Genomic DNA, 23,180 nt, shown 5'->3' on the forward strand with positions numbered 1-23,180 from the left:
TTGATCTCAGCCTGAGCGAGGGCGCTGCATCGCGACCATTGGCGTTCAGGGTCGAACACGCCGCTCCGGGCTTGCTCTAAGGCGAAATGGTCGGCTCCGCGGATGGATCGCAGGCATCGCGCCGCTCGCCTCCTTCGCGATGCCTGCCGTCGCCAGTTCCCCGGGTCAGCGATAGACGAGACCGCCATCGGTCAGAATGGCCTGGCCGGTGATGTAGTCGGAATCGTCGCTGGCGAGGAAGGCGACAAGCGCGGCGACGTCTTCGGGTGTCTGCGCGCGGCCCAGCGCGATGCCTTCGACATATTTCTTGTAGGTCTCGCCCTTCGGCGCGCCCGTTAAATCCGAAAAGCGCTCATCGATCTCAACCCACATGTCCGTGCCGACAATGCCGGGGCAATAGGCGTTCACCGTGATGCCGTGAGCGGCGTATTCCTTGGCCGCGGCCTGGGTCAGCGCGCGGACTGCGAACTTGGTCGCGGAATAGACGCCGAGCATGGCGAAGCCGTCATGACCAGCGATCGAGGACGCGCTGATGATCTTGCCTTTGTGTCCGCGGCTCTGGAACTTCTTGGCGGCGGCCTGGATGCCCCAGACGACGCCATCCACATTGATGCGGAAGATGCGGTCGAGATCCTCGGGTTGCACATCGGTCAACGGTTTCACCTGGGCGATGCCGGCGTTGTTGACCATCACGTCGAAGCCGCCGAGCGCCTTCTCGGCATGGTCGACGGCGGCGTAAACCTCGTCGCGGTTGCTGACGTCGGCGACGAAGGTCGTCGCCTTTCTGCCCAGCGCCTCAATCTCCCTGGCCACACGTTCCAGCTTGTCGGCCTTGATGTCGACGAGTGCGAGATTGGCGCCATCCTGCGCCAGACGCAGCGCGATGCCGCGACCGATGCCCTGGCTCGCTCCAGTGACCAGAACGGATTTTTGCTTGACCGTCATGAGCCTTATCCTTTCGATCTGTTACAAAGGGTCTGTGCGGCGAATAGTTTCAGCTTGCGATGGCTCGATGACACCGAAGCATGTTCTCCGCTTTGATCCAGATCTATCGACAGTCAATATGTCGCAGCTGCTCTTTGACCGGAGAGAACATGCGATTTGCTGGGGCGCCGTCGCCGGAGCGGGGGCTAGCCGTCATGGGCTGAGGTAAGAACGCCCTTTAAACGCCACGGTGCGATTGCAGCGTGATCGAAGGCCGAACGGTCATCCAAAATGGGCGAGGGCGGCTCTCCGGGGAAGGTCCGAGCGGTCTTCCGGTTCAGGCGCCTTGTTGGTGCAATATTGTCCCGATAGATGCCGGGTGGGCAGCTTGAGGTGGGGGCTGAGAGGAAATCGCCTTGTCCTGTATCGCCGCTTTCGCCGATCCTCTCACACCGGAAGCCCTCATCGTTGGCGCGGCGCGGTGCTGGCGGGATGCTTCCGATCGTCGTCTCCCTGTCATGCCGGCCCTTTACGCCCGGCTTGAGATACGCGGAGCGGCGCTTCTGGCTCCCGCCATCGCTGCTCTTATGGCGATGTACGAGGCTTGGTCGGGCCAATGCTTCAATGCGGGGGAACAGGCGGCTTCGGCGCTGACTGAGGACGAACGGACCCTGTTGGTTTGTCTGGACGCGGCCGCGCCGCCTGCTTTGCTCAATCCCTTGCGACCCGGGCTTGAAGAACCGCTTCGGATCGCGCTCCGTTCGACACGGATACTCGCACGGGGCGTGTTCGGTCGGGATCTCAGCGGGCCATCAGTCGCGCCCGTGCCGTCCCGGGGCGCCCCGCGATTTTTACATGGCGCCACGGCGTACCGTCCGGCTTCACGGGACTTGTGATCGACTGGATCGCCATTAGGCGCAGTGGAGGGGCGCCGACGCTTTTCGTTATCCGCGCAAGCGCATGCGGGTCAGCGTGGGCCCTCTGCGCTCTTTTGCGATGACCTTTACGTCGGCGGAGCACGAGCCGCGATCCCAAGGCTGGAGGTTGGGATATTGAAGCTAGAGGTCGCGTCGACAGAATATGGTGTTCGGGCGCCGCCGCTTACGTCACCGCACCTTTTTCGCCTCCTTCATCATCATCCAGGCGATGTCTGTGAGTTGATCGCAGGGCAGACGGGTAGACGGGCCGCTGAGGCCCAGGGCGGCGCGGACCTCGCCGTTCTCCCGCCAAGGCACGGCGACGCAGTGAAGATCCGGTTGATGATCTTCGAGATCAAGGGCGAAGCCGATCCGCTCGATCTTGCTGATTCTCGATCGGAGGTTCGGGCCGAGGGCGTCAGGACGGACCACCGATACGCGCTTGTTGAGCCCGCGCATGAAGGCGAGGAAGACAAGGCCGATCGCCGAATCTTCAAGTCGCTCGCGTTCGCCTACGCGGCACGTGGTGCGCAAAGTCCGGTCGGATTCGATCGCGTCGAGATAGTAGGTTTCGTCGCCATTTGGCGCTGCAAGATAGACCGTCTCGCCCGTCTTGCTTGCAATCGCCTCCAAGGCCGGTCGGATGCGAATTCGCAGCGCCTCATTGTCTCCGCCGAGGCGCGCGAGATTCAAGAGGCGGCCGCCCAGGTAATAGCGCGTGTCGCCGATCCGGCGACTGACATAACCTAACCGGTTCAGCGTTTTGAGGATGGGGTGCGCCGTTGTCCTGCTCAGTCCGGCTCGCATGGCGATGAGGTCGAGCGCGGCCGCACCACCCTCGCGCGCGATGATATCGAGGATCGCCGCCGCGCGCTCGATCGGCTGGTTCGAGGAAAGCTCGGCTGGCGGAGCCAGGCTCGTAACATCGGATACTTCCATGACTCATACTTAGCGCGTTTGAGGCCGAGATTGTTCAGAATTGCCGGTCTTCTATCGGGGGCCGTGCCGGCAGTGCTGGCAGGCTCGGCCCCGCAGCGCATGGAGCAGATGAGGCGCTGGGATATCGGTGAGTGATTCGGCGCGAAAACCCGCACGATGATCATGTCGCACCCAACGACGATGTCTGCGTGCTCCTGCTCCTTGCCGAGTGAAGAACGTGGCGAATGATCGACCGTAACCCTGCTCCAAATTACAGGAATTTTTCCGCGACTTCTCGCTTTCCCCAGGGCTCGACGTGCGTGATCTTGTCGGTCTTCGGATAGTAAAATCCGGAGGCATTCAGGTCAGACTTGCCGATCTGGACGCCCACTGAGAATTCCTCTCCATCTCTCACGCGCTTCCTCCTTCTCGGCAGGCTTTCACAACGGCAATCGTGGTGGCGCCGTTATGGAGACAGGACGTATTCTAGGCGATCGATCAGTGCTTTTCGTCGATCGGGAGCCGGCTTGTCCAGATTTTGCTGCTTCCATCGGACGGCGGGGAGATTCCGGGCCTCGGGTATCCCCATGGAATCCCAGTCAGGGTTTCCGCGCCTGAAGCCCAGGAGAAAACGCCGGTGCTCTTCTGACATCTCGCCGACCATTGCCGTGATGATCGCTTCGCGGGCGGCTTCCAGATCGGTCAGTTCGACCGGTTTCGTCGTCATGCCGACAAATCCCCGCTCGAACTCTTCCGTCAGCGGTTTACGGCCCGGAACAAGGATTTCCGCGATGGGCCGATTATGGCTGACGACATAGACCAGAAAGGCCCGGCGCAGCTCGTCGCTGATTCCGTCCTTGGCCAGGAGATCGCGCACATCGAAGAGGTCGCGAGGGTGCTGGCGATCAAGCGCTGCGACGATCTTGCCGGCATAGAGATCCGCTGACGATACGACCTGCATCTCGGCATAGCCGAACATATCCTCGACGATCGGAACGACGGCTGTGATGACGGGGGCGTAGACCGTGCCGCGAAGCACGAGATGTTCGACCACTTCCTGCGCGAGTTCATGACGGCGATTATGGCTGCGACGAAGCTGTGCGATCTTCATGACCATCCTTTCCCGGAGCCGATCCCGGCTCTTCTGACGTGGCGTCAGCGGCTGATGGAAAGGAGGAGCTGAGACAGCGATGCCAGGGAGCCGATGAGCAGCCCGGCGCCGAGCGCGACGACGCCGAACAACAGCACCGGCCACGCGATCCGCCATCCCAGGCTCAGCCGGTTCCATGGCTTGCCTTTGACGGCGAAGGGTCTTGGAGGAACGATCGCCTTCCACCCTTCGCGAGGACCGTTCTCGTCAGGGCGGTCGCCGTCGGTCCATCCCGAATCCGTCGTCCCTACGCTTTGGGGGGTGCCGTTCTCATGGTCCCGAAGCAGATAGGCCGCCGACAGACTGTCGGAGACGCCCAGCTTTGCGCGCGCGCTCTTGAGATGATCGTGGATGGTGTAGATGGAGAGGTTCAGCGATCTCGCAATGTCCTTCGGTCGCATCGGCTGGACAAGCAATCGAAGGATTTCGCGCTCCCTTTCTGTCAGAGTCTCAACGCCCATGCAGATGAGATAAGACTTAAGGTGCGATTATAACAGCATATCCGACAAGAATGGGTGCGATTGTCTGAAGGGATGTGTCGTGCTGGCGTCGGTCTGCTGAAGATCGTTTCTCGGGGTCTTCAGCAGCCTCCCGTCGCGGAGCGCGTAGTGTCGAGCGGTTCCGTCCTGGCGCGCCATTCCCGCCGCAGGCTCGAAGGCTGGGTTCCGAGGAAGCGCTTGAAGTGCGTCGACATATGGGCGTGGCTCGGGAAGCGCAGCTCGTGGGCGATGTCTGAAATCGTCCGATCGGTGGTGACAAGATATTCGACCGCGCGATCGAGTCGCCTCCGAAGGAGAAACCGATAGGGCGGCATTCCCGTGGCGGCTTTGAAGCACGCGCTGAAATGATTGGCGCTCAGGCCGGCGACCTTGGCGAGGCTGCCGAGGGTGATGTCGTCGGAAATGTTCGTATCGATATAGTCTAGGACCCGGCTGAGCCGCCGCGGATCGAGGCCGCCCTTGGCCGGGCGCTCGGCGCCCAGCGGCCGACTATAGTTCCGAAAGAGATGGACGAGCAGCAGCGTCGCGGCCGCCTGGACGACGAGTCCGCCCGAGGGTGAGGACTGATCGAGTTCGCGTCGCAGCCGATGGCCGACGGCTTCGATCTCCAGATCACGCACGCCGATGACGGTTTCGATGTCGGCGTCCGTCTTGCCGCCGAAAGCGCTTCCGACCTGCTCGACCAGGGCGCGGTCGAACGCCATGACGAGAATGCGCTGGTGGCCCGTCCATCGCTGATAGAAGGGCCGATTTCCCGCGTTGATATGGATGCCGCCGGCGCGGACCTCGGTTTGCTCGAGACGGCCGCTGTCAGGTCGACGCCATTCGAACAGGAAGGGAGCGCCTTCGTGGATCACGGCGGTCATCTGCGGCGCACCGAGCTGGCAGCCCGGGTTGGGCGCAAGCGTGCCCTGGGCGATATGGAAGCCGTCGAAGCTCAGTCCTTGACGGACCTCGAACAAGGGCGGGGGATCGTCCGCGAAATCGATCAGAACTGGTCGTCTCGGAACCATGGCGTTTATCCCGCCCAGCCGGGACCGCGCGTACCGCGGCCGCGTCGCGGCGGCGGAATCGCCTTGCCAGCGAGCTGGGCGTCATTCGCGAAACGGATTGATCCCTTCATCGGGCCAGCCGACCTCCCTGCGAGCCTCGCTTATCCATCTGAAACTAACGACTAACAGGACTATATTTTCAATACCGATGGTAGCAATCGGGAAGGGCGCTCAGCACCGCTGATAATCCCGAAGCGGGAAGATCATCTCCGTTTGGCATGGCGATCACCCGCCCAAGCTTCCCGAAACGGGCGCGATTGTTGTGCGCGGGGTGCGCAGGCGGTGCGCGACGCGACCCGCGCAGCCGACAAACCACAAAGTCCGCAAGGATTCCGGTCGCCGTTCGTCTGAGGTAGGATCAGGAGGCGCGGTGGTCCGCGCGTTGGTGTCCGCCCGCATGGTCGACGACCCCACATTGAAAGCGTGGTTCGCCCAGCAGATTTTTCCGCTGGAGGCGACGCTCATGCGTTTCTTGCGGCGACACTGGCGTCAGCGGGGCGAAGCCGAGGACCTGCGCCAGGAGATATTCATGAAGGTCTATGAAGCGGCGGCCGCCGAGCTTCCGCTGCATCCGCGAGCGTTCCTGTTCGCGACCGCGCGAAACCATCTGGCCGATCGCGCACGGCGGGAGCGCATCGTCTCCTTCGACCTCATGGCGGACCTTGATGCGCTGGGCCTCAGCGACGACCTCCCGACGCCGGAACGCGATGTCGTCGCGCGCGATGAACTTCGGCGGATGCAGAGCGCGGTCGAGCGATTACCGCCCCGGCTGCGCGAGGTTGTGAAACTGCGTCGTATCGAAGATCTCAGCGCGCGCGAGGCCGCCGAACGAATGAATGTGACGGTGACGACGGTGAATGAACAACTCGCCCGCGCCATTCGCTTGCTGGCCGACGGATGGAATGGCGGCGCGCGCACGACGCGGGCGGGCGATCGCCGTCGGGAGGCGCGACTGTGATGACTCGGCGCGAAGAGATCGAGAACGAGGCGGCGCTGTGGGTGGCGCGGCGCGCGGACGCCGAGACCCGAGAGGCCGAGGCGGACGCTTTCGCCGCGTGGATTGCGGCGTCGCCCGACCATAAGCTCGCCTATTGGCGGCTTGAGCAGGTCTGGGAAGAGGTGGACCGACTGAAGGCTCTGCGCAAGCCCGGGACCCGTCCCGCGCGCTCTAGCTCGCCCCGCCTGTGGTGGATCGTCGGTCTGGCGGCCCTGCTGATAACCGGCGTCTTCGTCGGCGCCCGCGAGATGTCCGGCCACCGGTTCGAGCATCGCGAGAATGTCGAGACGGCGAGCGGCGAGCGCCGCCTGATCTCGCTCGCGGACGGCAGCGCCGTGGAGTTGAATACCGCGACGAAACTGCGCGCTGACGTGTCGCGCGAAGCCCGCGAGGTATGGCTGGAGCAAGGTGAGGCCTATTTCGAGGTCGCGCACGATCCTGGGCGCCCCTTCGTCGTTCATGCGGGGGCGCGCACCATCACCGTTCTCGGGACGCGGTTCAGCGTGCGCCGCGACGGCGACAGGGTGACTGTGGCGGTGCGCGACGGGCGGGTGAAAGTCGCTTCCGAAGGCGCGGGCGCCGCGCCGCCGCCGGCACTGCTGACGCGCGGCGAGATGATCGTCGCCGACGGTCCGTCCATCTTCGTCGCACCGCCGTCGGAAGAGAAGGTCGAAAAGGCGCTGAGCTGGCGGGCGGGGCTGATCACGCTCGACCAGGCGACGCTCGCCGAAGCCGCCGCCGAGTTCAACCGCTATAACGCCAAGCCCATCGTCGTCGCGCCGGACGCCGCCGACCTGCGGATTTCGGGCGCGTTCGAGGCCCGCAACACGGCCGCGTTCGGCCGTCTTCTGCGAGAGGGCATGGGTCTTCAGGTCGACGACGGCAAAGATCGGATGATGATCTCGCGCTGATACGAGCGACGTTCCAAGGGGACGCGCTACCCGTTCCCGCGGCATCCAGGACTGCTGGCGGCTCAAGAAGGGCTTATCGATCCCGCCTCTCGGAAGGCGCGCCGTGCGGGACCATATTTCACCCTTGAAGAATGCTATCACAATGCCTAAAATGATAGCATCGCTGGCGTCCATAGGAGTTTTGCTATCATGGCTGCTGTCACCATTCGCAATCTCTCGGAGGAGACCCATCGCGCCCTCAAGCTGCGGGCCGCCAGTCATGGCCGTAGCGCAGAAGCCGAAATCCGCGACATTCTTGAGAGGGCTGTTCGGCCCGCCAAACGCGTCCGTCTGGGGTCGGCGATGGCTGCGGCCGGGCGGCAGGCAGGCGTCACCAACGCTGATGTGGAAGCGCTCGAACAGCATCGCGATCGCAAGCCCGCGTCCCCGATGAGCTTCGAATGATCCTGCTCGACACCAACGTCATCTCCGAGACGATGAGGCCGGAACCCCATCCCGACGTCGTCAGATGGCTCGATGAACAAGCCGCCGAAACCCTATACCTTTCCAGCGTCACGGTTGCGGAAATGCTGTTCGGAATCGGTGTGCTGCCGGCGGGACGTCGCAAGGACAGGCTCGCGGCGGCTGTCGACGGGATCGTCGCTCTCTTTGGCGACCGCATCCTTGCCTTTGACCTCGTAGCGGCCCGCCATCACGCAGCGCTTGCGGTCAAGGCGCGCACGGCGGGCAAGGGCTTTCCGACGCCAGATGGGTATATTGCGGCCATCGCTGCTGCCCACGGTTTTGCTGTCGCCACACGCGACGTCAGCGCGTTCGCCGCCGCGGGTCTGCCTGTCATGAATCCCTGGGCGTCACCCAACTGAACGATCGATGTCGCCGGGATCGCGCTGGGACGTCGTCCCTGCGGCCCGGTTCCGGCTCCCCATGACCGCTGGCAGGAGACGAACAGTCTCGCGGTTTGCTGGGCAGGCGCAGAGATCGAGCCGAAAAATTCTCCGAACCCGTCGCAAGGTTCTTGCCTGCAAATCGTCTGAATTCCTGAAGCCGACATAACGGCTCGGAGGGGACGACATGAAGAGACTCGCGATTCTGCGCGGGGCCTTGGCGGGCGGCGTATGCGCCTTGGCATTGGCGACGGCCGCGCATGCCCAGGCGCCGCGCCCATTCGATCTGCCGGCTGGCGATCTGAGCGTCACGCTCGAAGCCTATATCCGCCAGTCCGGCGCTCAGCTCATCTACCAGCCCAGCGATGTTCGCGGCCGTCGCAGCGCGCGGGTGTCGGGCTCGCTGACGCCCGAAGAGGCGCTCGACCGCCTGCTTGCCGGGACGGGTCTTCGCGTCGCGCGGGATTCGACGGGGGCCATGATGATCGTTCGCCCCCAGCCCGGCACGGCCGGGGAGGGCGCGACCGGCGACGCGACCCAGGTCGGTGACATCGTGGTTACGGGCAGCCGCATAAGGGGAGCCCTTCCGACGGCTCCAGTGCGTCTCGTTACCAGAGAGGAGATCGACCGATCAGGATTTGGGCAAACCGGTGAGATCGTCCGAAGCCTGCCAGAGAACTTCTCAGGCGGCCAGAACCCCGGTGTGCTTGGCGCAACCGCTGGAAACATCAACAACACTAACCAATCGAATGCCTCCACGGTGAACCTGCGTGGGCTTGGCACGGACGCAACTCTGGTCTTGGTGAACGGACGCCGCCTGTCCGGGGATTTTCTCTACCAGGGTGCTGACATTTCCGGCATTCCGCTTTCCGCGATCGACCGGATCGAAGTTGTGACCGACGGGTCGTCTGCGGTTTATGGATCCGACGCCGTTGCTGGCGTAGTCAATTTTATCTTACGCCGGGATTTCGACGGCGTGGAACTCGCCGGTCGGTTCGGCGGCGCGACCAACGGCGGCGGCTTTCAGCAGACCTATACCGCGCTTGGCGGCGTGTCTCGCGACAGCTGGCACGTGCTGGCGAATGCGGAATACTCGAAGCAAGACGCGATCAAGGCGTCTGACCGCGACTTCACGGATGAGATGCCACCCGATGTCGACCTGTTGCGGGCGGAGGAGCGCACCTCCTTTTATTCGAGTCTCGGCGCCGACATAACAAGCCGCATTTCGGCGACGCTTGATGTGCTCGCGAGCGAACGGAGGGCGACGAGCATTTCGCAATCGACGCTGGCCGCGCCACAGTATCAAGTCGACGTGACGACGCCGGCTTATAGTGTCGGCGGGTCGGTTGATTTTACGCTCAGTGACACATGGAAACTCACAACGACAGGCGTTCATTCCTCCAGTGAAAGCAAGTTTTGGCAGGTATCTCCAGCTATCCGAAGCAATACTCACCTGGAGAACTCGACACAGTATTTCGAGATCACGGCCGAAGGCGTTGCGCTCAGTTTGCCAGGAGGTGACCTACGCGTTGCCGTAGGGGGCGGATACCGTGACGAAATCTTCGATCAGGGCAGCGAGACAAGCGCGACCGTAGTCAGTGGGTCGCGCAACGTGAGCTACCTCTTCGGCGAACTTTATGCGCCGCTGATCTCTCCATCCGCGACTCGCGTGGGCCTCAATGAACTGGCGGTCAGTATGTCGGCCCGTGTCGAAGACTACAGCGACTTCGGATCGACAACGAACCCGAAAGTCGGCTTGCGGTATGTCCCAATTCCTCAACTATCGCTGCGAGGGACGTGGGGAAAGTCATTCAAGGCGCCATCGTTCACGCAGATGATCAGCGGTCAGCCGATCTCACTCTATAATGCTAGCACGTTTGGGTGGACCGGCGGGGGAACAGCGCTTTGGGTAACAGGCAGCAATCCCAATCTGCGGCCAGAGGAATCAACATCCTGGACGCTCGGTGGCGAGTATCGACCCTGGCAGACAAGCGACGCCACATTCTCCGCGACCTATTTCGACATCGACTATACTGATCGAGTGATCGTTCCGATCTCGCCATCGTCGCGGGCCTTGGTCGACGCGCAATTCGCGCCGTTCATCCAACGAAATCCCACGCCGGAGGAGCAGGCCGCCGTGATCGCGGCGGGCACAAGCTTCAGGAACTCGACGACCACTCCTTACGACCCGTCGAATGTCGTCGCCATTCTCTTCAACAATTATGCGAACGCCACATCCCAGAAGATTAGCGGGGTCGACCTATCCTACCGCCAGTCGTTTGAGCTGCCTTTGGGGGAGGTCTCTGCGTTCGCGAATATGACTTGGACGGAGGTGGTCCAACAGACCATCCCAGGCACCCCGGAAGCCACCAAATCGGGCACAATTGGGAACGTACCTGATCTCCGAGCCCGCGCGGGACTGACCTGGTCGAAAGGCGGGCTCTCGGCAACGGGAACGATCAACCATGTGTCTGACAGCACCGATACGGGGGTGGTCCCTGCCGTGGGGATCGGATCTTGGACGACATTCGATGCAAATGTCTCGTACACGTTCCAGCAGAGCGACGGCCCTCTCTCCGGCGTTCAGATCGCCTTGTCGGCGATAAATCTGTTCGATCGAGCCCCCCCCTACGCCGCCAGTCCGTCGCGTCTACAGCAGGGTCTCTATTTCGATTCCACAACCGCATCCGCAGTTGGTCGGTTCGTAGCGCTCAATATCCGCAAGCGCTTCTAGGCAAAGGAAGCGGGCAGTCGTGATCACGAGACGATCGCTGCTCGCCCCATCTATTTCGAGGTGTTAATGTCGCGCTTCAATCGGTTCGCCTGTCTCGCCGCCGCTTCAGTGGTAGTGGCCAGCGACGCGAACGCACAGACTATTCCTTCCCCAACGATGCTGGTCGAAATCGGGGATATCAGCAATCCGGTCATCTCACCGGACGGTGGGCGTGTTGCGTTTCGGGTCGAGCGAGCCTCAATCGAGCGCAATTCATACACTTCCGGCTGGTATGTCGCGTCTCTTCGAACGCAGACCGGGGCGGTATCGGTAGGTGACGGAGGGGAGCCGCTACGCGACTCGTCCGGCTATTCGATCGGCGACACGCCCCAATGGTCGCCCGACTCTATCTGGATCTATTACCGCGCCCTGCTGAACGGAGAGGTTCAGGTTTGGCGCGCTGCGGCCGACGGAAGCCGTGTGGAGCAGGTCACCAGCGACGAAGCGGACGTCGATGCTTTCCAACTCAGCCGAGACGGGCGACGGCTCCTGTATTCCGTCGGCGCGACTCGTCGAGAGATTTCAGCGGCAGAAGAGAAGGAGTACGACGCTGGCATTCTAATCGACGGGACGGTGCCAGTCGGTCAGAATGTCTTCCGATCGGCATATGTAAATGGCAGGCTTGCAACGCAGAGGTACACCGGCAACTGGATGGCCAGGGCGGGGCTCCTGCACAGCGCTCCTCGTCATTTGCGCGTTGTCGAACTCGATTCCGGCACAGTGAATGACGGCGCACCCGCCGATCTCGCAAGCTTCGCCGACGAACGAGGCACCGCCGATCCAAGCTCAGACCGCCTTCTCGCAACGACGACGCTTTCCGGATCAATGACCGCATATGTGTCGGGCGCCGGATCGGAACGAAGGCTGCACGTTCGAGGTCGCTCCAGTGATATTTCTTGTGATGTAGATGCCTGCCGTTCGGGCACTATTGAGAGCATAGCTTGGCGCGAAAGCACCGGCGAGGTCGTCTTCTCGGTCACCGTGCGGGACAGCGGGTATGCCCAGTCGCTCTACGCCTGGAACCCCGTCGAGAATGACGTGAGGCTGATCGTAGCTTCCGACGGCTTACTGAGCGGCAATCGAACTCCGAACCGATCCTCCTGTTCAATCTCTTCCCATTTCGCTGCTTGCGTAACTGCCTCGGCGGGGCAGCCGCCGCGAGTGGAGGCCATCGACTTGAATTCCGGCGTGCGAACCGTTCTGTTCGATCCGAACCGCTCACTTGCCGAAGTGGATACCGTCGAAACACGATCCCTCGCTTGGTCAGACAGCGAAGGCAACAGGTTCACAGGTCAGCTGTTTCTGCCGGCGAACTCCAAATCTGACGAACGGCTTCCGATCTTCATCACCTACTATGTGTGCCAAGGCTATCTTCGCGGTGGCGTCGGGGACGAATGGCCGCTGGCGTCCTTGGCCGCGTCCGGCATCGCGTCGATGTGCGTCAACAAGGGGCCGGCAGTTGCTGGCGAGCGAACCGGCAATTTCGCGCTGGCAGCATCCGGAATCCGCGCAATTGTGGGCCAACTCGATGAGCAGGGCATCGTCGATCCCCAGCGCATCGGAATGGGCGGACTCAGCTTTGGAAGCGAGGTCGTCCTCTGGATCGTCGAGAATACGAACCTGCTGACCGCCGCGTCGGTGACATCGACGGCCGTCACACCAACGTACTATTGGTTTCATGCCCTTCAGCCGGATTTCTCTGATCATCTTCAGCGGGGATGGCAGCTTGCGGCGCCTTATGAGACGCCAGACCGATGGGCGGAGTTCGTTCCCACTCGGATTAATGCGCCGCTGCTCATGCAGATGCCGGAGCAGGAGTATTTGCAGACGATGGAATACTACTCCCAACTCGTGTCGACTGGCTATCCGGCAGAGATGTTCGTTTTTCCGCACGAGCCTCACGTCAAAATCCAGCCGCGTCACAAGCTGGCGGCCTATGAGCGAAACCTGGATTGGTTCCGCTTCTGGCTTTTGGGATATGAAGATCCCGACCCGCGTAAAGATGATCAGTATCGGCGCTGGACGCAGCTCAGAGATCCACAGCATGCCGGAGCGGGGCGTCACGCGCTTGGTGAATTGTCGTGAGGTGTCGGTCCCAACTGCGCGTCCACGCCTCCGCACACCCCAAGCGCAGGAGCCTGTTGAAGTCGCTGTTCCGGGGCGCGCCGGGACTATCGAGGTAACCCTGAACAGCGTCTGTCGCGAGGAGGCCGGCACCCGCCAAGTTGCCCTTGAGTAGATAGTCTCTCAGCGCATTGCGGTTACGAGCCGCTCAACTGCTTTGCTGCCGTTCTCCGTTCCATCGGGAACTATGGCAAGGTATCGCAATGTCGTCATACAACGCAGATCGGCGTGAACATTGCGGCATGATCCGAGGCTTCGTTCAGCAGGAGATCGCCGGATTGCACCCAGCAGTGCGCGGCGAATGGATCCAGCTTCACGCCAAGGACCAGATCGGCTCCGAGGCCGCGGCGATGGATAAAATCGAGCAATGCGAGGGAGTCCCTCAAGCACGTCGGCTCCACAGGCACCAACCTAAGCGCATGATCGAAATTCGAGGCCAGCTCGACGATGTTCGTCCTCGACGGCGCAGTTTCGGAAATTTGTTGCCTTCGCCGCCTGTAGGTTTCGAGCAAGTCGTGGAAGGATGTACTCTTCATCCGCCTTGATACATGCCAGACTGTCGCCGCGACCTCCAGAACGTGGCGATTGAAGAAACCCCGACTTGTGCGGGGTTCGACGATGGATCGCGACGGTTGTTCGACCATGACTGGCCGTACTTCGGACGCCGTTTGATTGGTTCTGACAAGAACTCCCGTGTCGACCAAGCTGGCGAGCTCGCTTGAAATCGCCATCGGCGACGCCAGCCATTCCGAGAAAGCGAACTCTGCTTGCGGTCGCAACCGGAAGTAGCGATCTCGGTTCTCGTCAAGAAACACTGTCTGGCCGCTGCACCTGCAGAAGGTGACGTTGTCAGCTAGGGCAATGCTCATGGGACCTCCACGGTCATGCGTCTGAATGGCGCGCGAAACAATCTCGCGCGCCATCCGACCGGGTCACTCGGAGATGCCGGTGATTTCCATCAGCTCGTCAGGTTCATCGACGGTGAGGAACTGCCCCTGGGTCTCGAGGCTTGCCGCGCCCAAGTCGATCACGACGTCTTCATGCTGTTCGATGCGTTCCATTTCTTCTCTCCATCAAGCTGTCGTCAGGGCATGACGACGCGTTGAATTCTATCTGGAGGCAAGCGACGGCGTCTCGTTACAAAGACCTCGCGCAACCTCTGCGCGCTAGATGTGCGCGGGTAAAAACAATAGCTTGCGAAAGACCTTCCCAAATCGGTAGCGATTGTTGGGAGAGGGCGGCCGAGCAGCGCGGAGTTTCACAGCGAAAGCGCCCGTCCGAGTCGCTGGAAAATATTCGCACGACCGGCGCTCAGGTTTTTGGGTGTCGTGCGTCTTCTATATTGGGACCGGATTATCGGAAAGGAGCCCTGCCCTGATTGATGGTCGATGACGGCGTGCTGAGGGACTGGTTCTGCAAGGAGGTGCTTCCTCTCGAACGCTCGCTCACGGCCTTCATCCGCAGGAACTGGAGGGTGGAGGCCGAGGTCGTGGATTTGCTTCAGGATGTTTATGAGCGAGTTCTGTCGGGCGCGGCGCGGGGACTGCCCGGCCATGTCTCGGGATATGTCTATGAGGTCGCCCGCAACCATCTGATCAGCCGCGCCCGGCGCGAGCAGGTCGTGTCCTTCGACCTGGTCGCCGATCTCGACGACATCATGCCGGCGGCCGATGAACTGACGCCGGAGCGGATCGCGACGGCGCGCCAGGAACTTCGCCGTGTCGAAGCCGGTATCGAGGCCCTCCCGCCTCGCTGTCGCCAGATCGTGGAGATGCGCAAAATTGACGGCCTGTCCTCGAAGGAGGTGTCGGCCGAACTCGGCATCGGTGTCGACGCGGTCAATCAACAGACCAGCAAGGGCATGCGCGCGCTGGCCGACTTCATCTTCGGCGGCCGGGTCGGGGAGGGGCGCGAGGGCGACGGCGGCGATGCTCGGCGGAGGCGGGTCCAATGAACCACGAAGAGATCGCCAACCGCGCAGCCCTGTTCGTCAGTCGCAGAGATGAGCCCGAATGGGGCGCTGCCGACGAGGCAGAGCTTCAGGCCTGGCTTGCGGAATCCTACGCGCACAAGGCCGTCTACTGGCGTTTGTCGCGAAGCTGGGAGATCGCGGATCGGCTGGCGGCGAGGGGGCCGCAACGCACGCCATCCGCCGCGCGGCCGTGGTGGCGACAAAAGGGGCCGCTGGGTTTCGCCAGCGCGACCGCGCTGGCCCTGATCGGTCTGCAAATCCTCTCGTTCAGCTCGGACGACGACGATCCTGCGCCGCGCCTGGCGGCAGCGACCTATGCGACGCCGGTCGGCGGCCACGAGGCGATCGAGCTGGCGGACGGCAGCGTCGCCGAACTCAACACCGCGACCCGCGTGCGGGCGGCGGCGACTGACGACACGCGCCAGGTCTGGCTCGACGAGGGCGAGGCCTTCTTCAAGGTCGCCCACGATACGGCGCACCCCTTCGTCGTCCACGCTGGCCGCTATCGCGTGACGGTCTTGGGGACCAGCTTCTCCGTGAAGCGATCCGGTCAGGATGTGTCGGTGTCGGTGTTGGAAGGGCGCGTGCGGGTCGACGATACGCAGGCGTCGAAACCGGCCCATGAACTACCGGTCCTGAGGGCCGGGCAGATGGCGATCCTTCGGCCGACGGAGACCCTTGTCAGCATCGGCGATGGCGAACGCGTCGAACGCGCCCTGGCCTGGCGCGACGGCATGTTGAGTTTCGACGGTGCGGCGCTGGCCGACATCGCCGCGGACTTCAACCGCTACAACGATCGCAAGATCGTCGTCGCGGATTGCGACATGCGCGCCTTTTCCGATCGACGCATCATCGGGGAGGGACAGCCACGCATCTTCCGGCCAGCCGGGCTCGTGTGGACCGCACCCACGGCGCGATGAGGAGGGGCGGCGTCAACCGCCAACGGCGCCGTCATCCCGTTCGCTTGGCCGCCGCCAGCAGCGGATCGAACAATTGCTGCCAGAGGCGACGGCGGTCGATCGGAATGTCGGCGCGTAGCCCCATTCCCGGCTGGAGCGCGCGGCGCTCGCCATAGGCGGTGACATAGTCCCGTTCGAGCGAGACGCGGACCTCGTAGACGGGAGCGGTCTGTTCGATCAGGAACGCCGCCTCGCCCGGTCTCGTTACGGTTCTGGCGATCTCGACGATCCGCCCTTCGACAAATCCAAATCGCTGGAAAGGGAAGGCCTCGACCTGCAAGCGAGCGACCTGGCCGACCTCTAGAAAACCCGCAGCGCGCGTCGGCACCAGCAACCGAGCTTCCAGGGGCGAGCCTTCGGGCGCGATGGAGAGGAGGGGAACCTCGCCGGACGGCAGCATGCCGACTCGCGCCTGTACGGCCGAGATCGTGCCCGCGACCGGAGCCCTGAGGACATGGCCGCGCGCCACTTCAAGCTCGGCGCGCCGTTGCGCCAGGCTGGATCGGTCCCGAGCGATCGCGGCGAGGTCCTCGGCCTCCCTTGCAGGAATAGCGGCCATCTGACCTTGAAGATCAGCCGCGGCGCGGTCGAGCTCCGACAAACGGCTGTCGATGTCGGCGACGGCCAGGCGTTCCGCCAGAACGGTGCGGCGCCGGGCGTCGACCTGGGCGCGGGGGGCATAGCCGCGCGCCTGGAGTTGTGAAAGACGCTCGGCGTCGGCTTCGGACAGCGCGAGCGCTTCAACCTGGACGCGGCGCTGGCTTTCCAGGATCGCTCGGCTTCTGCGGTGAGCGGCGACCTGATCGGCGAGTCGTCGCCGATCGTCCGCATATCCCTGGGCGACAGCCGCGCGGCGACTTTCCAGCGATGCTTCCTGATGTCCGGTTTCGGCAAGCTGGACGTCGAGCATGGGGCCCTGGCCGATGCTGGCGATATCCGAGGTGAACTCGATCAGGGGAGCGCCCTCGGCGACCGCCTGGCCGTCGCGGACCAGCACGCGAGCGATCCGGCCCGACTGGACGGTGCGTACCTGCACGACGCCGGCCTCGGGGATGAGAAAGCCGGGAACCGTCTCCTTTCGGGTGTATCGGCCGAAAATGAGGGTCGTCGCCAGCACCGCGCAGAGCAGGGTCAGGACGACCGTCCAGATCGTGAGGGACGGGGGTTGGGCCAGACGGACTTCGCCCCAGAGCCTGAGGCGTTTGGCTTCGATCGCTTCGTTGCGAAACAGGCTCATTGGTCGGCCATCAGGCTGGCGGCGACCGGCACGCGCGCGCGGTTCGCGTCGGTGATCTCCGTGATCGCGCCCTTGTCGACCAGAAAGACGCGATCGGCGCCGAGAATGGCCGCTTCGCGGTGCGCCACCATGATGCGCGTGATCTTGAGGTCCGCCAGCGTGGCCATCACCTGTCGTTCAAGCTCGGGATCGAGGTTGGCCGTGCCCTCGTCCATGAAAAGTATGGCGGGGTCCTTGTAGAGCGCGCGCGCCAGCAGGAGGCGCTGTTTCTGGCCGCCGGAGAGAATCGAACCCATGTCCCCGATCAGGCTGTGATAGCCCATGGGCGTCCGCATGACGTCGTCATGGACATGGGCCAGGCGGCAGACCCGTTCGACCTTGTCCATATCGATATGGGCGTCGAAGAAGCCGACATTGTCAGCGATGGTGCCGGACAGGAGTTGGTCGTCCTGCATGACGACGCCCAGCCGGTCTCGAACAGCGCGTAGTCCCAAGGCCCGCATGGGGTGACCGTCAATCAGCACGTCCCCTTCGGTCGGTTCGTAGATGCCGATCAACAGCCTGAGAAGGGTCGATTTGCCGCCGCCCGACGGGCCGACGAAGGCGACCGCCTCGCCGGGCCGTATCGAGAACGCCGCGCCATCCAGCACCCAGGGGTCGTACTGGCCATAGCGAAACCGCAGGCCACGCACTTCCAGGCCGCCCAAAAGCGGCTTGGAGAGCTGTGCAGGACCGTCGAGCCCACGCTCCGCTTCCGCGTGCACGATATCGGAGAGGCGTTCGAGGTGAAGCCCCAGCATACGGAAGGTGAAAAAGGCGCCGATCAGGCTGCTGACCCGGCTGGAAAACTGTCCAGCGTAACTCTGGAAGGCGAAAAACATGCCCAGGGTCATGTGACCGTCGAGGACCTGGAGGGCGCCGAAGTAGAGCATGGCGAGACCGTGGAGGGTCTGCCAGATGCCGAGACCTGACCCACCCCAGAGACCGAAGGCGCCTTGTCTGAAGGCGACGTTCTGTTGTTCTGCGACGGCGTTCTGCCACAGGCCGTGCCGCTCGGCCTCGCGACCGCCGATCTTGATCGCGCGGGCGGCGCGGACGGTCTCCAGAAAGACGCTGTCAGTCCTGGCCGAGAGGTTCAACTGCTCGTCGGCGAAACGACGCACGGTTGGAAAGGCCGCCATCCTGACCAGGAAGATCACGACGAGATTGATCAGAACGAGACCGGCGAGGATGGGCGAATAGAGGACCATGACGATCGCCACCGGCAGGACCATCACGGCGTCCAGCACCACGCCGACCAGGCCGCCGGTCAAAAAGGACTGTGCAGGCCCTAGAGATCCGAACCGGGAGAGGACGTCGCCCACATGGCGACGCTCGAAAAAGTCCGTGGGCAGCCGAAGAAGATGCTTGAGCAAATTGCCGGACAACTGGATCGACAGGCGCTGCCCGGCGTGGAGTTGAATGAAGCCGCGCAACGTCTCAACCGCGGTCGAGACCAGGGCCAGTGCGCCGAACCCGACGACGATCGCCACCAGAAGGTCGCGGTCGGCGCGGCCGATGACGTCGTCGATCACGAGCTGGCTGGCAAGCGGCGATATGAGGCCGATGCCCTGGAGCAGCAGCGTCAGGAGGAAGACCTGCAACAGGAACGGCTTGAAGCCGGACAAGCGGCTCCACAGATCTCCCAGTCGGACCTTGTCGACGCGCGATTTCTTCTCGAAGTCCGGAGACGGCGTCAGTTCGAGGGCGACGCCGGTGAAGTGTTTTGACACCTCGTCCAGCGGCAGCTTGCGTTCTCCGCGTGCGGGATCGGCGATCCAGGCATGTCGCTTGTCGACCCGGCGCAGAACGACGAAATGATCGAGACTCCAGTGCAGGACGGTTGGCGTCTCGAGCAATGCAAGCTCGTCCAGCTCGCACCGGACCGGCCGTGCCGTAAATCCCAGGGCGTCGGCGATCGATACGAGGCTCTTCAGACTGCTTCCGCCCAGCGAAATCGGAAAGCGGCGACGCAGCTCCGGCAGCGTTTCCCTGCGACCATGAGCGGCCGCCACCATCGCGAGGCAGGCCAGGCCGCATTCGGCCGCCTCGGATTGCAGGACAAGTGTTTTACCGAACGGATGCTGCAACGCCGTCCCTTCTGCACTGAACCGGTGAGAACCGCTTGCGCCCCATTGCGACGGTCATTGAAGGCCCGACGGCGCGTCCTGTCGAGGACCCGTGTTATTTTTTCTGTTGTGACCGTTCGCCGCTCTCTGAGCGCGAGCATTGATCGCCGCCTCGATCCATTTGATCGGCTGCGTCCATGTCGAGCGACGGCGCTTGCTCCTCGGATTTGCGCGGAAAGAAGCGGCGCTCGTATTCCCACCACAGGGTTCCTGTCGGCACATCCGGATGACCGAACCGGGTCCCCATCGCTCGCCGCACCACCTTCCAGACGACGAAGGCGATCACGCCCAGGACCACGATGGCTGATAGTTCGCGCACCACATTCAGGGCGTTCATCCGCCCATCCTCGATCCGGCGCCGTGTGTTTCGTCGCATATCGGCAGGCTCGGAAGACTCTCGACGCCGATGAGGCCCTCACCGCCATAAACGAGAGGCACGGCTTCGGGAGCGAACGTCTCCACGATCGGACCCGCCTCGGCTGCATTTTTGGGCCAGTAGCCATCGACGGCGGCGGCGCGGATGTTGTTCACCATGTCCACGGTCGGCATATGCGTTCGCAACCGAGTCATCGCGAACAGCCGTTGGTCGGGCGTTTGTCCGATGCAAACCGGTTCCGTACGGACAAAAGCATCGGTCAGCAGGGCGATCGGCAGCCCGCGCGCGACAAAGAAGGCGCGTTGCCGTTCCGCGCGCCGCTGCGTTTCTGCGGTGGCCTTCAGTCCTGACGCTTCAGCCGCGCTCACGAGAGCGAAGTCGGTGTGGTGAAGGAGCACGACTGACTGGTCCTCCACAGATACGGCAGGCGCGGGAAGAAAGAGAAAGTGAGCGCAGGCTGACGCGCAAATATCGACGACGTCCAGACGTAGGTTGCGGGCGATCATCTGCTCCGAGAGCCGGATCGCATCGACACCTGAGCCGCCCGGACTGGAAACCCGGATCGACCTGGTGTCGTCGTCGATCAGAGCGATCGCCCCGTCGATCACATCGGGCGTCAATTGCCCGCAAACCTCGATCGTCCCGCCGTCGATCTTTCTTGCGCCGGGGGCGCAACGGGGCGGCTCTTCAACTTCCGTCGATCGGGCGCACCCCGCCAGAGCGGAGATCGCTAGGGCCAGACACGGGCCAAATAGGAACGCTGGCCAATCCAGCCCTAACGACAATCTCATCGCTGGATATTCTGCAAGGACGGGATTTGATCCAGCCCCCTGTCCCTTACGAAGTCATTGAGCATGTCTCGGGCGCCATCACGGAGAAATTGGTAGGACTCCCCGATTCCGGTCCGGAAGCCAGCGCTGGTCGGAGTGACGTTTACGCCTGTTGAGACGTCTTCCTGCTGCTCCATGCTCACGCCCAAGCCGCGCCCGACCCCGACGCCGCCGCCGACATAGACGTCGCGGCCTCCCACGCCGACTTCACCGTAAAAGGCGCCGGTCGTATAAGAACCGAAAAAGACGTTCTGATTTCCGCCATCTACTTTGCGTTGCGCGGTGACAACTATATCGTCCACCCGCGTTGCCGGTTCGCCTCCACTTCCGCCATGGATGTATTCACATTCATCCATTGTCAGTGTTCGCATTATCAGCCTCCCGATGATTATGCTCGCCTATTGAGCTACTTATTATTCATTTTCAGCGGCGAACGTTGTCAAGGGATGGGTAGGGAGTTTTACGACCTAGGGTTGCGACATTGTGTCCCTATCGAGGCCTGAAGAAGGCTTGCGCGTGGACGGTGCTTGGCTGACCGGCAGCGAGCCGGTCGCTTTGAGGCGCGGCGGAATCATGCGCGCCAAGCCCCGGATGCCGCGGCCACATCGGGATTGAAAGGACGTCTCCCACGGCCGCATGAACGGGCGTATTGATCGATGCTCAGGATGTTTTTGCTTCACGGCGGGCCTCGGACCAGAAGGTGCGGTAGTCGCTCGTGGCAGCGAGCAGATGAGCATGCCCTCCTGCGGTCAATCGACCGCGGCGCAGGAACAGGATCTGGTCCGCATCGTCGAGGAGACCGGGTCGGTGGGTGATGAGGATGAGCGTTGTCCGGCCGCAATGACTTTCACGCAGCGCTTTGATGGCGCGCTTCTCGCTTGGGGCGTCAAGAGACGACGTCGTCTCGTCGAGAATGACCGCAGGGACGGACACCCCGAGCAGGCGCGCGAGCTCGAGCTTCTGGATCTGTCCGCCTGACAGCCGCTCGCCCTGTTCGCCGACGGCCTGGTCGAAGTCGACCGCGCGGCCGCTCTCGTAGAAACCCCACCCGGCGAGCAGCGCCGCCAGTTCCGCCTCGCTCTGCCGGGTCGGCGGATACAGGGCGTTTTCGCGCAGGCTCCGGTTGAACAGCCCCACGAACTGCGGAACGTAGAGAACGCGCCGATGCCGCTCATCAATGGGCTCTGCCGCCATGTCGGCGCCGTCGATCAGAACGCGGCCCCGCGACGGATCGAGAAGGCCCGCCATCAGCCGGGCGAGCGTCGACTTGCCCGCGCCGTTCGGTCCCGCGATCACCACGAAACTCCCCGGAGCAATGGCGGCGTTCGCGTCGGTGAGAACCGGAGTATCGCCATAGGCGTAGAAGAGGCCGTCGAGCCGGATCGCTGCGGCGCGCGGGGCAGGGGAGATTGCCGTTGTTCGGTTCTCGACTGCGGGATCGCGCGCCATCGCGAGGTCGAGCACTTCGGCGATATTCTCGATCGCAACGCCGGCCTGACGGATGATGAATCCCAGCCCGCCCAGCGGCAGGGCGAGTCGGAAGGCGTAGGCCTGGAGCAATACGAAATCGCCGACCGTCAATCGCCCGCGTCCGACATCCATACCCCCGAGGACGAGGATCGCCACCAGGCCCGCCCCGACCACCACATACTGTCCCAGCGCCGTTCCGAACAGCAGAAGCGCCAGGCGCGAAGCCTCGGTCTGGCGCGCGCGGCCGAGGACAGCGACGCGCTCCACCTCGCCATCGAGATTGCCGTTGAAGACCACCCGACGTGCGTTTCTGAGGATGTCGCCCAGCAACTGCGACACGGAGGCGGCGGATCGATTGGTCGCCTGCGCCTGAGCCTGGAAGCGCTTCGCGGTCAGGCGTGAGGCGAGGAAATAGCCGAGCAGCACCGTCGCCAGCAGGGCGACATAGAGCGGTGGGACCAGCGTCGCGACCACGACGAGCGAGGCGACCACCTGGATGATCAGCGAGGCGGCGCGGCTGATCAGCCCGTCGACGACGATCTGTAGGCTGAACGGCAGGCGTTCCAGCGCGCCCAACATCTCCCCGCTGTCGGCGTCGCGCCGCCGCGCGATCTGCGGCAGCCGCTGCGCGGTCGCGCGCTCGATCAGGTGGCGCGACAGCGCTCCGAGCTGGCGCGTCGTGAAGATGTAGCGGGCCGCGGACAGCGGCGCGGTCCCGGACCAAGCGAGAACGAAGGCCGCGACCAGCGGCGCGAGCGACCAGGGATCAATGGGGCCGGTTGAAAGCCGGTCGACCAGCAGCTTGAGCAGATAGGGACCGAGGACGCCCAGACCGATGCCGGCCAGGTCGATCGCTATTCCCGCGACGGCGTCGCCGCGCGCTTCCAGCCGGCGATCGAACGTCAGCCGCGTGAGCGCAAGGATCACCGTCAGGGTCGACATGCCGTCCTTTCCTGCCGCGTTCGCCTTGCGGTCCGCTGGACGCGGACTCGGCGACGGCGGCGCGCCCAAGCTACAG

21 protein-coding genes are annotated in these 23,180 nt (G+C 63.2%); 8 read left to right on the forward strand and 13 right to left on the reverse strand.

Features of this window, described 5'->3' with window-relative positions; genetic code table 11:
* Positions 1-165: 165 nt before the first annotated feature.
* The 5 genes from AC3IPP_RS07590 to AC3IPP_RS07610 all read right to left on the reverse strand — a co-directional run bounded on the left by AC3IPP_RS07590 (position 166) and on the right by AC3IPP_RS07610 (position 5,422).
* Positions 166-945 (reverse strand): acetoin reductase, encoded by a 780-nt coding sequence (locus AC3IPP_RS07590; protein ID WP_003165199.1) that lies wholly within the window; start codon positions 943-945, stop codon positions 166-168.
* Between the two features lie 1,085 nt (positions 946-2,030).
* Positions 2,031-2,780 carry an IclR family transcriptional regulator gene (locus AC3IPP_RS07595; RefSeq protein WP_003165198.1) on the reverse strand — a complete coding sequence of 250 codons (750 nt, stop codon included), beginning with the start codon at positions 2,778-2,780 and terminating at the stop codon, positions 2,031-2,033.
* A 445-nt stretch (positions 2,781-3,225) separates the two neighbouring features.
* Positions 3,226-3,870 (reverse strand): nucleotidyl transferase AbiEii/AbiGii toxin family protein, encoded by a 645-nt coding sequence (locus AC3IPP_RS07600; protein WP_198935244.1) that lies wholly within the window; start codon positions 3,868-3,870, stop codon positions 3,226-3,228.
* A 44-nt stretch (positions 3,871-3,914) separates the two neighbouring features.
* Positions 3,915-4,370 carry a response regulator transcription factor gene (locus tag AC3IPP_RS07605; protein WP_003169270.1) on the reverse strand — a complete coding sequence of 152 codons (456 nt, stop codon included), beginning with the start codon at positions 4,368-4,370 and terminating at the stop codon, positions 3,915-3,917.
* A gap of 119 nt (positions 4,371-4,489) precedes the next feature.
* Positions 4,490-5,422 (reverse strand): helix-turn-helix domain-containing protein, encoded by a 933-nt coding sequence (locus tag AC3IPP_RS07610; RefSeq protein WP_003165193.1) that lies wholly within the window; start codon positions 5,420-5,422, stop codon positions 4,490-4,492.
* Positions 5,423-5,858: 436 nt separating this feature from the next.
* Here AC3IPP_RS07610 and AC3IPP_RS07615 point away from each other — a divergent pair, with 436 nt between their 5' ends.
* The 6 genes from AC3IPP_RS07615 to AC3IPP_RS07640 all read left to right on the forward strand — a co-directional run bounded on the left by AC3IPP_RS07615 (position 5,859) and on the right by AC3IPP_RS07640 (position 13,111).
* Positions 5,859-6,419 (forward strand): RNA polymerase sigma factor, encoded by a 561-nt coding sequence (locus tag AC3IPP_RS07615; RefSeq protein WP_003165192.1) that lies wholly within the window; start codon positions 5,859-5,861, stop codon positions 6,417-6,419.
* Complete coding sequence (locus tag AC3IPP_RS07620) at positions 6,419-7,369, forward strand: FecR family protein (protein WP_040345555.1); 951 nt, start codon at positions 6,419-6,421, stop codon at positions 7,367-7,369. Before AC3IPP_RS07615 ends, AC3IPP_RS07620 begins: the two co-directional genes overlap by 1 nt.
* Positions 7,370-7,558: 189 nt before the next feature.
* On the forward strand, positions 7,559-7,813 hold the full coding sequence (locus AC3IPP_RS07625; protein ID WP_003165190.1) for a FitA-like ribbon-helix-helix domain-containing protein: 255 nt from the start codon (positions 7,559-7,561) through the stop codon (positions 7,811-7,813).
* A complete protein-coding gene (locus AC3IPP_RS07630) occupies positions 7,810-8,232 on the forward strand; it encodes a type II toxin-antitoxin system VapC family toxin (RefSeq protein ID WP_003165189.1) in 423 nt (140 codons plus the stop codon). The genes AC3IPP_RS07625 and AC3IPP_RS07630 overlap by 4 nt, the downstream gene beginning before the upstream one ends.
* A 208-nt stretch (positions 8,233-8,440) precedes the next feature.
* Entirely contained in the window at positions 8,441-10,987 is a 2,547-nt protein-coding gene (locus AC3IPP_RS07635; protein ID WP_003169272.1) for a TonB-dependent receptor, read from the forward strand.
* A 66-nt stretch (positions 10,988-11,053) separates the two neighbouring features.
* The gene (locus tag AC3IPP_RS07640) at positions 11,054-13,111 is read left to right on the forward strand and encodes an Atxe2 family lasso peptide isopeptidase (RefSeq protein ID WP_003165187.1); all 2,058 of its coding nucleotides are present in this window, start codon (positions 11,054-11,056) and stop codon (positions 13,109-13,111) included.
* Between the two features lie 248 nt (positions 13,112-13,359).
* On the opposite strand, the gene AC3IPP_RS07645 is transcribed toward AC3IPP_RS07640, so the two are convergent.
* Both AC3IPP_RS07645 and AC3IPP_RS07650 read right to left on the reverse strand, forming a co-directional pair.
* Entirely contained in the window at positions 13,360-14,019 is a 660-nt protein-coding gene (locus AC3IPP_RS07645) for a lasso peptide biosynthesis B2 protein (RefSeq protein ID WP_040345549.1), read from the reverse strand.
* A 63-nt stretch (positions 14,020-14,082) separates the two neighbouring features.
* Positions 14,083-14,211 carry a benenodin family lasso peptide gene (locus AC3IPP_RS07650; RefSeq protein WP_003165184.1) on the reverse strand — a complete coding sequence of 43 codons (129 nt, stop codon included), beginning with the start codon at positions 14,209-14,211 and terminating at the stop codon, positions 14,083-14,085.
* Between the two features lie 320 nt (positions 14,212-14,531).
* On the opposite strand from AC3IPP_RS07650, the gene AC3IPP_RS07655 reads away from it, so the two are divergent.
* A complete protein-coding gene (locus AC3IPP_RS07655) occupies positions 14,532-15,104 on the forward strand; it encodes an RNA polymerase sigma factor (protein WP_003165183.1) in 573 nt (190 codons plus the stop codon).
* Positions 15,101-16,042, forward strand: a complete 942-nt coding sequence (locus tag AC3IPP_RS07660) for a FecR family protein (protein ID WP_003165182.1) — start codon at positions 15,101-15,103, stop codon at positions 16,040-16,042. Before AC3IPP_RS07655 ends, AC3IPP_RS07660 begins: the two co-directional genes overlap by 4 nt.
* Before the next feature lie 31 nt (positions 16,043-16,073).
* Here the strand turns inward: AC3IPP_RS07660 and AC3IPP_RS07665 are convergent, their stop codons facing one another.
* From AC3IPP_RS07665 to AC3IPP_RS07690, 6 genes are all read right to left on the reverse strand, one after another.
* Complete coding sequence (locus AC3IPP_RS07665) at positions 16,074-17,198, reverse strand: HlyD family secretion protein (protein WP_232623931.1); 1,125 nt, start codon at positions 17,196-17,198, stop codon at positions 16,074-16,076.
* A gap of 116 nt (positions 17,199-17,314) precedes the next feature.
* Positions 17,315-19,447 carry a peptidase domain-containing ABC transporter gene (locus AC3IPP_RS07670; protein WP_003169278.1) on the reverse strand — a complete coding sequence of 711 codons (2,133 nt, stop codon included), beginning with the start codon at positions 19,445-19,447 and terminating at the stop codon, positions 17,315-17,317.
* Positions 19,448-19,541: 94 nt separating this feature from the next.
* On the reverse strand, positions 19,542-19,823 hold the full coding sequence (locus tag AC3IPP_RS07675) for a hypothetical protein (protein ID WP_003169279.1): 282 nt from the start codon (positions 19,821-19,823) through the stop codon (positions 19,542-19,544).
* The gene (locus AC3IPP_RS07680) at positions 19,820-20,482 is read right to left on the reverse strand and encodes a hypothetical protein (protein WP_003165178.1); all 663 of its coding nucleotides are present in this window, start codon (positions 20,480-20,482) and stop codon (positions 19,820-19,822) included. The genes AC3IPP_RS07675 and AC3IPP_RS07680 overlap by 4 nt, the downstream gene beginning before the upstream one ends.
* 167 nt (positions 20,483-20,649) lie before the next feature.
* Positions 20,650-21,063, reverse strand: a complete 414-nt coding sequence (locus AC3IPP_RS07685; protein ID WP_128116156.1) for a hypothetical protein — start codon at positions 21,061-21,063, stop codon at positions 20,650-20,652.
* A gap of 289 nt (positions 21,064-21,352) precedes the next feature.
* Positions 21,353-23,104, reverse strand: coding sequence for an ABC transporter ATP-binding protein (locus AC3IPP_RS07690; protein WP_003165177.1), 1,752 nt, complete (start codon positions 23,102-23,104; stop codon positions 21,353-21,355).
* Between the last annotated feature and the right edge of the window lie 76 nt (positions 23,105-23,180).

This window comes from Brevundimonas sp. KH_060 (assembly GCF_057838275.1).